This window comes from Xenophilus sp. Marseille-Q4582 (assembly GCF_916700565.1).
In the GTDB taxonomy this organism is placed as follows: Bacteria; Pseudomonadota; Gammaproteobacteria; order Burkholderiales; family Burkholderiaceae_C; genus Xenophilus.
Genome location: NZ_CAKAKO010000007.1, coordinates 112197 through 120000, shown reverse-complemented (window position 1 = coordinate 120000; position 7804 = coordinate 112197). Strand labels below are relative to the sequence as shown.

Sequence of the window (7804 nt, the reverse complement as noted above, 5' to 3'; positions counted from 1 at the left end):
TCAGTGGCAAGGTTAACCGAATAGGGAAGCCGTAGAGAAATCGAGTCCGAATAGGGCGTTCAGTCGCTGGGTGTAGACCCGAAACCAGGTGATCTATCCATGGCCAGGATGAAGGTGCCGTAACAGGTACTGGAGGTCCGAACCGACTAGTGTTGCAAAACTAGCGGATGAGCTGTGGATAGGGGTGAAAGGCTAAACAAACCTGGAAATAGCTGGTTCTCTCCGAAAACTATTTAGGTAGTGCCTCAAGTATTACCTTCGGGGGTAGAGCACTGTTTTGGCTAGGGGGTCATGGCGACTTACCAAACCAAGGCAAACTCCGAATACCGAAGAGTACAGCTTGGGAGACAGAGCACCGGGTGCTAACGTCCGGACTCAAGAGGGAAACAACCCAGACCGCCAGCTAAGGTCCCTAAAATTGGCTAAGTGGGAAACGAAGTGGGAAGGCTAAAACAGTCAGGATGTTGGCTTAGAAGCAGCCATCATTTAAAGAAAGCGTAATAGCTCACTGATCGAGTCGTCCTGCGCGGAAGATGTAACGGGGCTAAGCCAGTTACCGAAGCTGCGGATGTGCAATTTATTGCACGTGGTAGGAGAGCGTTCTGTAAGCCTGTGAAGGTGGCTTGTAAAGGCTGCTGGAGGTATCAGAAGTGCGAATGCTGACATGAGTAGCGTTAAAGCGGGTGAAAAGCCCGCTCGCCGTAAGCGCAAGGTTTTCTACGCAACGTTCATCGGCGTAGAGTGAGTCGGCCCCTAAGGCGAGGCAGAGATGCGTAGCTGATGGGAAACAGGTCAATATTCCTGTACCGATATGCAGTGCGATGTGGGGACGGATCTTAATAGCTCATCCAGGTGTTGGATTACCTGGTTTAGCTGGATGTAGGCGTGCAGTAGGCAAATCCGCTGCACATATACCGAGGCCAGCGATCGAGCGAGCTTGCTCGCGAAGTGAGTGAACGAGGTTCCAGGAAAAGCCACTAAGCTTCAGCTGCATACGACCGTACCGCAAACCGACACTGGTGCGCGAGATGAGTATTCTAAGGCGCTTGAGAGAACTCAGGAGAAGGAACTCGGCAAATTGACACCGTAACTTCGGGAGAAGGTGTGCCCTAGTAGTGTGAAGTGAGCAACGGAGCATGAACGGGTTGCAAAAAATCGGTGGCTGCGACTGTTTATTAAAAACACAGCACTCTGCAAACACGAAAGTGGACGTATAGGGTGTGACGCCTGCCCGGTGCTGGAAGATTAAATGATGGGGTGCAAGCTCTTGATTGAAGTCCCAGTAAACGGCGGCCGTAACTATAACGGTCCTAAGGTAGCGAAATTCCTTGTCGGGTAAGTTCCGACCTGCACGAATGGCGTAACGATGGCCACACTGTCTCCTCCTGAGACTCAGCGAAGTTGAAATGTTTGTGATGATGCAATCTCCCCGCGGAAAGACGGAAAGACCCCATGAACCTTTACTGTAGCTTTGTATTGGACTTTGAACAGATCTGTGTAGGATAGGTGGGAGGCTTTGAAGCCAGAGCGCTAGCTTTGGTGGAGCCAACGTTGAAATACCACCCTGGTGTGTTTGAGGTTCTAACCTAGACCCGTTATCCGGGTTGGGGACAGTGCATGGTAGGCAGTTTGACTGGGGCGGTCTCCTCCCAAAGCGTAACGGAGGAGTTCGAAGGTACGCTAGTTACGGTCGGACATCGTGACGATAGTGCAATGGCATAAGCGTGCTTAACTGCGAGACTGACAAGTCGAGCAGATGCGAAAGCAGGACATAGTGATCCGGTGGTTCTGTATGGAAGGGCCATCGCTCAACGGATAAAAGGTACTCTGGGGATAACAGGCTGATACCGCCCAAGAGTTCATATCGACGGCGGTGTTTGGCACCTCGATGTCGGCTCATCTCATCCTGGGGCTGTAGTCGGTCCCAAGGGTATGGCTGTTCGCCATTTAAAGAGGTACGTGAGCTGGGTTTAAAACGTCGTGAGACAGTTTGGTCCCTATCTTCCGTGGGCGCTGCAGATTTGAGGAAGCCTGCTCCTAGTACGAGAGGACCGGAGTGGACACACCTCTGGTGTATCGGTTGTCACGCCAGTGGCATTGCCGAGTAGCTAAGTGTGGAAGAGATAACCGCTGAAAGCATCTAAGCGGGAAACTCGTTTCAAGATGAGATCTGCCGGGGCCTCGAGCCCCCTGAAGAGTCGTTCAAGACCAGGACGTTGATAGGTCGGGTGTGGAAGCGCAGCAATGCGTTAAGCTAACCGATACTAATTGCTCGTGCGGCTTGACCCTATAACCTTGATCAAAAAGCATCAAGGCTGTTATGCCAAGTGACGCAGTCAAAACTAATTAAAAGCTGATCAGACTCTATGAATTCGCTTCGCGTGACCCCAAAGTCACGCCAAGCAAACAGTTATGCCTGATGACCATAGCGAGTTGGTCCCACTCCTTCCCATCCCGAACAGGACAGTGAAACGACTCAGCGCCGATGATAGTGCGGACTCCCGTGTGAAAGTAGGTCATCGTCAGGCTTTTATAGAAAATCCCAGCTGACCATCTGTCGGCTGGGATTTTTGCTTTTGGGATTTCCCTTCAGTGCATCACAAGTTCTGCCGCTGGAGTCCCAAGCCGGATACATCGGTAGTCCGCCCTGAACAACTCGCAAGCCCTTGATCTGACTGGTTGTTCTTCGAGTTGATGGGCGCGGGATTTGCAAGGTATGGTCTTGCCAGTGCCTGTTTTCTTGCAAATTTCTCCGGGGAGTCCGATGGGTCCGAAGCCTTCGCAGCCGCAAACGGGCGAGTTGTTTCGTCCACGACTGGACGAGCAGATCAACATGAAGCATCCGCTGGTCAGGCTGGGCGCGCTGATCGACTGGGCCGAGATCGAGCGCACGTTCGCGGTGTCGTTCACTTCGGGGCGCGGGCGGCCCGCCTTGGCGCCGCGCCTGGTCGCCGGGCTGCTGTACCTGCAGCACACCTTCGATGCCTCCGACGAGGCGGTGGTCAACACCTGGGTGGAGAACCCATACTGGCAGTTCTTCTGCGGCGAGACCTACCTGCAGACCGAGCTGCCCATTGACCCGTCCAGCCTGACGCGCTGGAGAAAGCGCGTTGGGGAAGAAGGCGTGGAGATGCTGCTGGCGGCCAGCATCGATGCCGCCCGGCGTGGTGGCGTCATCAAGAAAGCCAGCGTGCAGCAAGTGATCGTGGACACCACGGTGATGCCCAAGGCTATCGCTCACCCCACCGACAGCCGCCTGCTGGAGCGAAGCCGCCAGCACCTGGTCAAGGTGGCCGAGGGCAATGGGCTGAAACTGCGCCAGAACTACAACCGCATCGCCCCACGGCTGGCCGCGCAGATCGGGCGCTACGCCCACGCCAAGCAGTTCAAGCGCATGAACAAGGCCGTTCGCACACTGCGCACCCGGGTTGGCCGCGTGCACCGCGAGGTGGCCCGCCAACTGCACATGCTGCCCGAAGCGGCCCAGGCCAAGGTCCAAGACCTGCTGCAGCGCACCGGCCGCATCCTCAGTCAACGCACGAAGGACAAGAACAAGCTGTACGCCCTGCACGCGCCCGAGGTCGAATGCATCAGCAAAGGCAAAGCCAGGACACCGTACGAGTTCGGCGTGAAGGTCAGCATCGCTACCACGTTGAAGGAAGGCCTGGTGGTGGGCATGCGCTCCATGCCGGGCAACCCCTACGACGGCCACACCCTGGCTGAGACACTGGAGCAGGTGGGCATCCTCACTGGCACGGACAGGCCGCCCGCCACGGCAATCGTGGACAAGGGCTACCGGGGTGTGAAAGTTGAAGGTGTGCGCATCCTGATGTCGGGCCAAAAGCGGGGCATCACCCGAACGCTCAGGGCCATGATCAAGCGGCGCAGCGCCATCGAACCGGCCATTGGGCACATGAAGATGGACGGGCGGCTGGGCCGCAACCCGCTCAAGGGTGCGCTGGGCGATGCGCTGCACGCGGTGATGTGCGGTGCCGGGCATAACCTGCGCCTGATCCTGGCCGCGCTGCGGCTTTATTGCGCCCGATTCGGGTTATCGATGCAGGCGGTCATCGCCGCACTGCTGGCCGCTCCTGGCGACGTCAGCCTATCTGTAGCTGACAACTGAATTGTTCAGGGCTGACTCGGTAGTTTCGTCAGTGTCCACCGGGTGAGCGCAGTTCCCGCCTCAGAATTTTGCCGACGTTCGTTTTGGGCAGCGAATCGCGGAATTCGATGAATTTGGGGCGCTTGTAGCCCGTGAGCTTGTCGTGGCAATAGCGCATGACCATTTCTTCGTCCACGCTGGCATCGCGCCGTACGACGAAGACCTTGATGGCTTCACCCTGTTTTTCGTCCGGGACACCTACCGCGGCGCATTCGATCACGCCGGGGCACAGCGAGATCACATTCTCGAGCTCGTTCGGAAAGACGTTGAAGCCGCTGACCAGGATCATGTCTTTCTTGCGGTCGACGATGCGCGAGTAGCCGTCGGGCGACATGATCGCGATGTCGCCCGTTCGCATGAAGCCGTCGGCGGTGAAGGCGGCCGCTGTTTCCGCAGGCTGGTTGTAGTAGCCGCGCATGACGTTGGGGCCTTTGATGCACAGTTCGCCGGGCTGGCCGTGGGGCAGTGTCTGGCCAGCGTCATCCTTGATCGCGATGTCGATGCCCGGCAGCGGCAGACCGATGGTGCCGGTGAACGCGGTGTTCGTCACGGGATTGTTGGTCCCGATGGCGCAGGTCTCGCTCATGCCCCAGCCTTCGATCATGGGGCATCCCGTGGCCTCGAACCAGCGTTGGGCGGTGCCCTCCGACGCTGCCATGCCTCCCGCCTGTGACACGAAAAGGCTGGAGAAGTCGACCGTCTTGAAGGCCGGATGGCTCAGCAGCCCGTTGAACAGCGTGTTCACGGCCGGAAGCATGTGGAAGGGGCGCTTCTTGAGCGTGGCGATGAACTTGCCGATGTCGCGGGGATTCGGAATCAGGGTCAGCCGAGAGCCTTGGTGGATGGCCAGGAGGCACAGCGTCAGCGCGAAGATGTGATACAGCGGCAGTGCGGCGATGCCGTTGACCTGACGCGGATCGCCGGCCTTGCGCAGCGCCGGCGTGAACCAGGCTTCGGCCTGCAGCGTGGCGGCCACGATGTTGCGGTGCGTCAGCACGGCGCCCTTGGAAAGGCCCGTGGTGCCGCCCGTGTATTGAAGGAAGGCGATGGAATCGAGGGTGCTGCGGTCCGGTCCCAGGCTCTGGCGTGCGCCGGCGGCCAGGGCCGCGGGCCAGGGCGTCACGGTGCGCCCGCGGCCCAGCGGCAGCTTGTAGGCGGGGACCATCTTGGCCAGATGCCGCACGGCCGCCGTGATCCAGGCCCCGTACAGGCCCCCCAGTTCGTCCCCCATGGCCGTGACCAGCACATGCCGGATGCCGGTGCGCGGCAGCACCTGCTGCAGCGTGTGGGCGAAGTTCTCGAGGATGACGATGACCGTCGCACCCGAATCGTTGAGTTGATGCTCCAGCTCGCGGGCGGTGTACAGCGGGTTCACGTTGACGCAGGTGTAGCCGCCTCGCAGCACGCCTGCCATCGCCACTGGAAACTGCGGCACGTTGGGCAGCATGATGGCCACGCGCGCGTCGGGCTCCAGGCCCAGGGACTGCAGCCAGCCGGCCATCGCGCGCGACAGGCGCTCCAGGTCGCTGTAGCGCATCCACCGTTCCATGCACACCGAAAAAGGCGCGTCGCCATGGCGTTCGAAAGCCGACTCGAACAGGTGGCGCAGGGAGCGGAACCGGGAGGGATCGATGTCGCGCGGCACACCTTCGGGATAGTTCGCGATCTCATTCGGATGCATGCTTCTCGTCTCTCTTTCCAAGGGTCAAGCGCATTGTGGCCATGCCCATGGGCGGGCCCACAGGGCTTGTCCTAGGCTTCGCGTTCCGCTGTCGCCCGTGCGATAGTGCTTCATGGTTGCTTGGACGTGGCGCCTCCTGATCGCGGCCGGTTTGCTCTGGTGCGGTGGCTGGCTGTGGGCGGGGGCGCAAACGGGTGCTTCCGTCGCGTGGGCCGCTGCCGCATTGCCGCTGGCGGGCATGCCGGCGCTGCTCGGCTGCGAATTCCTCTGGGCGGCCCGGGTCAACCGCCGCGATGCTGAAGCCCCGGGTTGGCGGGCGATCGCGCGAGCCTGGTGGGCCGAATGCCGGCTCGCGATCCGCGTCTTCGGCTGGCTGCAGCCCTTTCGCGCACACGCCTGGCCGGACCGGCTCGCTCCCACCCCTGGCCGGCGCGGCGTGGTGCTGGTGCATGGCTTCTGCTGCAATCGGGCCCTGTGGGCGCCCTGGCTGCGCGAACTGCATCGGCAGGGTCGTTGCTACGTCGCCTTGAATCTTCAGCCGCCCTGGGGACCGGTCGAGCGCCACGTCCCGGCGCTGGACGCGGCCGTACGGCAAGTGCGCGCGACCACAGGGGTGCCGCCGCTGCTGGTCTGCCACAGCATGGGCGGGCTGGTCGCGCAGGCCTGGCTGTGCACGCAGGCCGACGCGCCGGACGCCGTGCACGCCGTGGTGACTTTCGGAACCCCTTTCGGCGGCACCGGGCTTGCCGCGGCCGACCTGCTCGGAATCGCGCGCCAGATGCGGCCAGGCCGCGCCGGGTCGCAGGCCCCCGGCTCAGGCTTGTCCGCAGCGTGTCGCCTGCGCTTCACCTGCTGGTACTCGCTTTGCGACAACATCGTGTTCCCGGCGGCGCGCGCCTGCCTGCCCGGCGCCCGCCATCGGTCTGCGCACCGGCTGGCGCACGTGGAACTGGTGTTCGATGCCGAACTGCGCCGGCAGACGCTGGGGATGCTGGACGAGCCGTCCTGCGCGGGCGCGCCCACCGGGGACGAGGAAAAAAGTCCTCGGGTGCGGACGGACACTTGGCCGGCGTGCACCCAAACCTAGGGAAAACCCTAAAATCGCCACCATGCAATCCGTGAAGACCCTTTTCAAGGCCGCCCTGGGTGCCGGGGCCTTCCTGCGGCCTGCCGTGGTGGCGCCCGACGCTTCTGCCGGCCCGGCGGCGCCGAGCGCGTACGTGCCGCCCGTGCTGCTGCCGATCCGCTCGATCGGGCCGCGCGAGCGGGGCCGCATCCTCACGCACCTGCTGGAGCTGTCGCCGCGCGACCGCTACCTGCGCTTCGGCTATGCCGCTTCCGACGAGCAGGTGCATCGCTATGTCGAAGGCCTGGATTTCGAGCGCGACGAACTGTTCGGCATCCACAACCGGCGGCTGGACCTGATCGCCATGGCGCACCTGGCCTTCGCGCCGGCCGATCAGCACAGCGACTGCGCCGAGTTCGGGGTGTCGGTGTCGGCGCATGCGCGTGGCCGCGGCTACGGCGCGCGCCTGTTCGAGCGGGCCGTGGTCACTGCCCGCAACGAAGGCGTGGGCATGCTGTTCATCCATGCGCTGAGCGAGAACACCGCCATGCTCAAGATCGCGCGCAAGGCCGGCGCCACCGTGGAGCGCAGCGGTTCCGAGTCCGAGGCCCACCTGGTGCTGCCCAAGGCGACCTTCGACAGCCGCATGAACGAGATCGCGCTGGACCACTACGCCGAGGTGGACTACCAGCTCAAGGCGCGGGCCAAGCAGTTCTGGTCCTTCCTGTCGGGCGTGCAGGAAGTGCGCAGCGGCGTGCAGTCGGCGCGCGAACAGTCCGGCCGCTGATCGCCGCCTGCGGCGGCCCGGCGGGCGGGCCAGGGGTTCCGATCGCCACCGCCCATGGAGGTGAAGAGGACATCCGCTATCCTTGGCCCTCCGCAACTACCGCCC

4 protein-coding genes and 2 rRNA genes (1 of these 6 running past the window's edge) are annotated in these 7804 nt (G+C 61.8%); 5 read left to right on the top strand and 1 reads right to left on the bottom strand.

The genetic code is table 11. The features are described 5' to 3' along the window. The 3 genes from LG388_RS25030 to LG388_RS25020 form a co-directional block, all read left to right on the top strand. Positions 1 to 2289: ribosomal RNA gene (locus LG388_RS25030) — 23S ribosomal RNA — on the top strand; it begins 582 nt to the left of the window's first position. 126 nt (positions 2290 to 2415) lie between these two features. Then, a 5S ribosomal RNA gene (gene rrf, locus LG388_RS25025) occupies positions 2416 to 2528 on the top strand. 236 nt (positions 2529 to 2764) lie between these two features. After that, a complete protein-coding gene (locus tag LG388_RS25020; protein WP_225781640.1) occupies positions 2765 to 4126 on the top strand; it encodes an IS5 family transposase in 1362 nt (453 codons plus the stop codon). Between the two features lie 28 nt (positions 4127 to 4154). On the opposite strand, the gene LG388_RS25015 is transcribed toward LG388_RS25020, so the two are convergent. Further along, positions 4155 to 5846, bottom strand: a complete 1692-nt coding sequence (locus LG388_RS25015) for an AMP-binding protein (protein WP_225785294.1) — start codon at positions 5844 to 5846, stop codon at positions 4155 to 4157. Between the two features lie 238 nt (positions 5847 to 6084). On the opposite strand from LG388_RS25015, the gene LG388_RS25010 reads away from it, so the two are divergent. Then, positions 6085 to 6933, top strand: a complete 849-nt coding sequence (locus LG388_RS25010; RefSeq protein ID WP_225785293.1) for a triacylglycerol lipase — start codon at positions 6085 to 6087, stop codon at positions 6931 to 6933. Between the two features lie 22 nt (positions 6934 to 6955). Next, positions 6956 to 7699 (top strand): GNAT family N-acetyltransferase, encoded by a 744-nt coding sequence (locus tag LG388_RS25005; protein WP_225785292.1) that lies wholly within the window; start codon positions 6956 to 6958, stop codon positions 7697 to 7699. Positions 7700 to 7804: the final 105 nt, after the last annotated feature.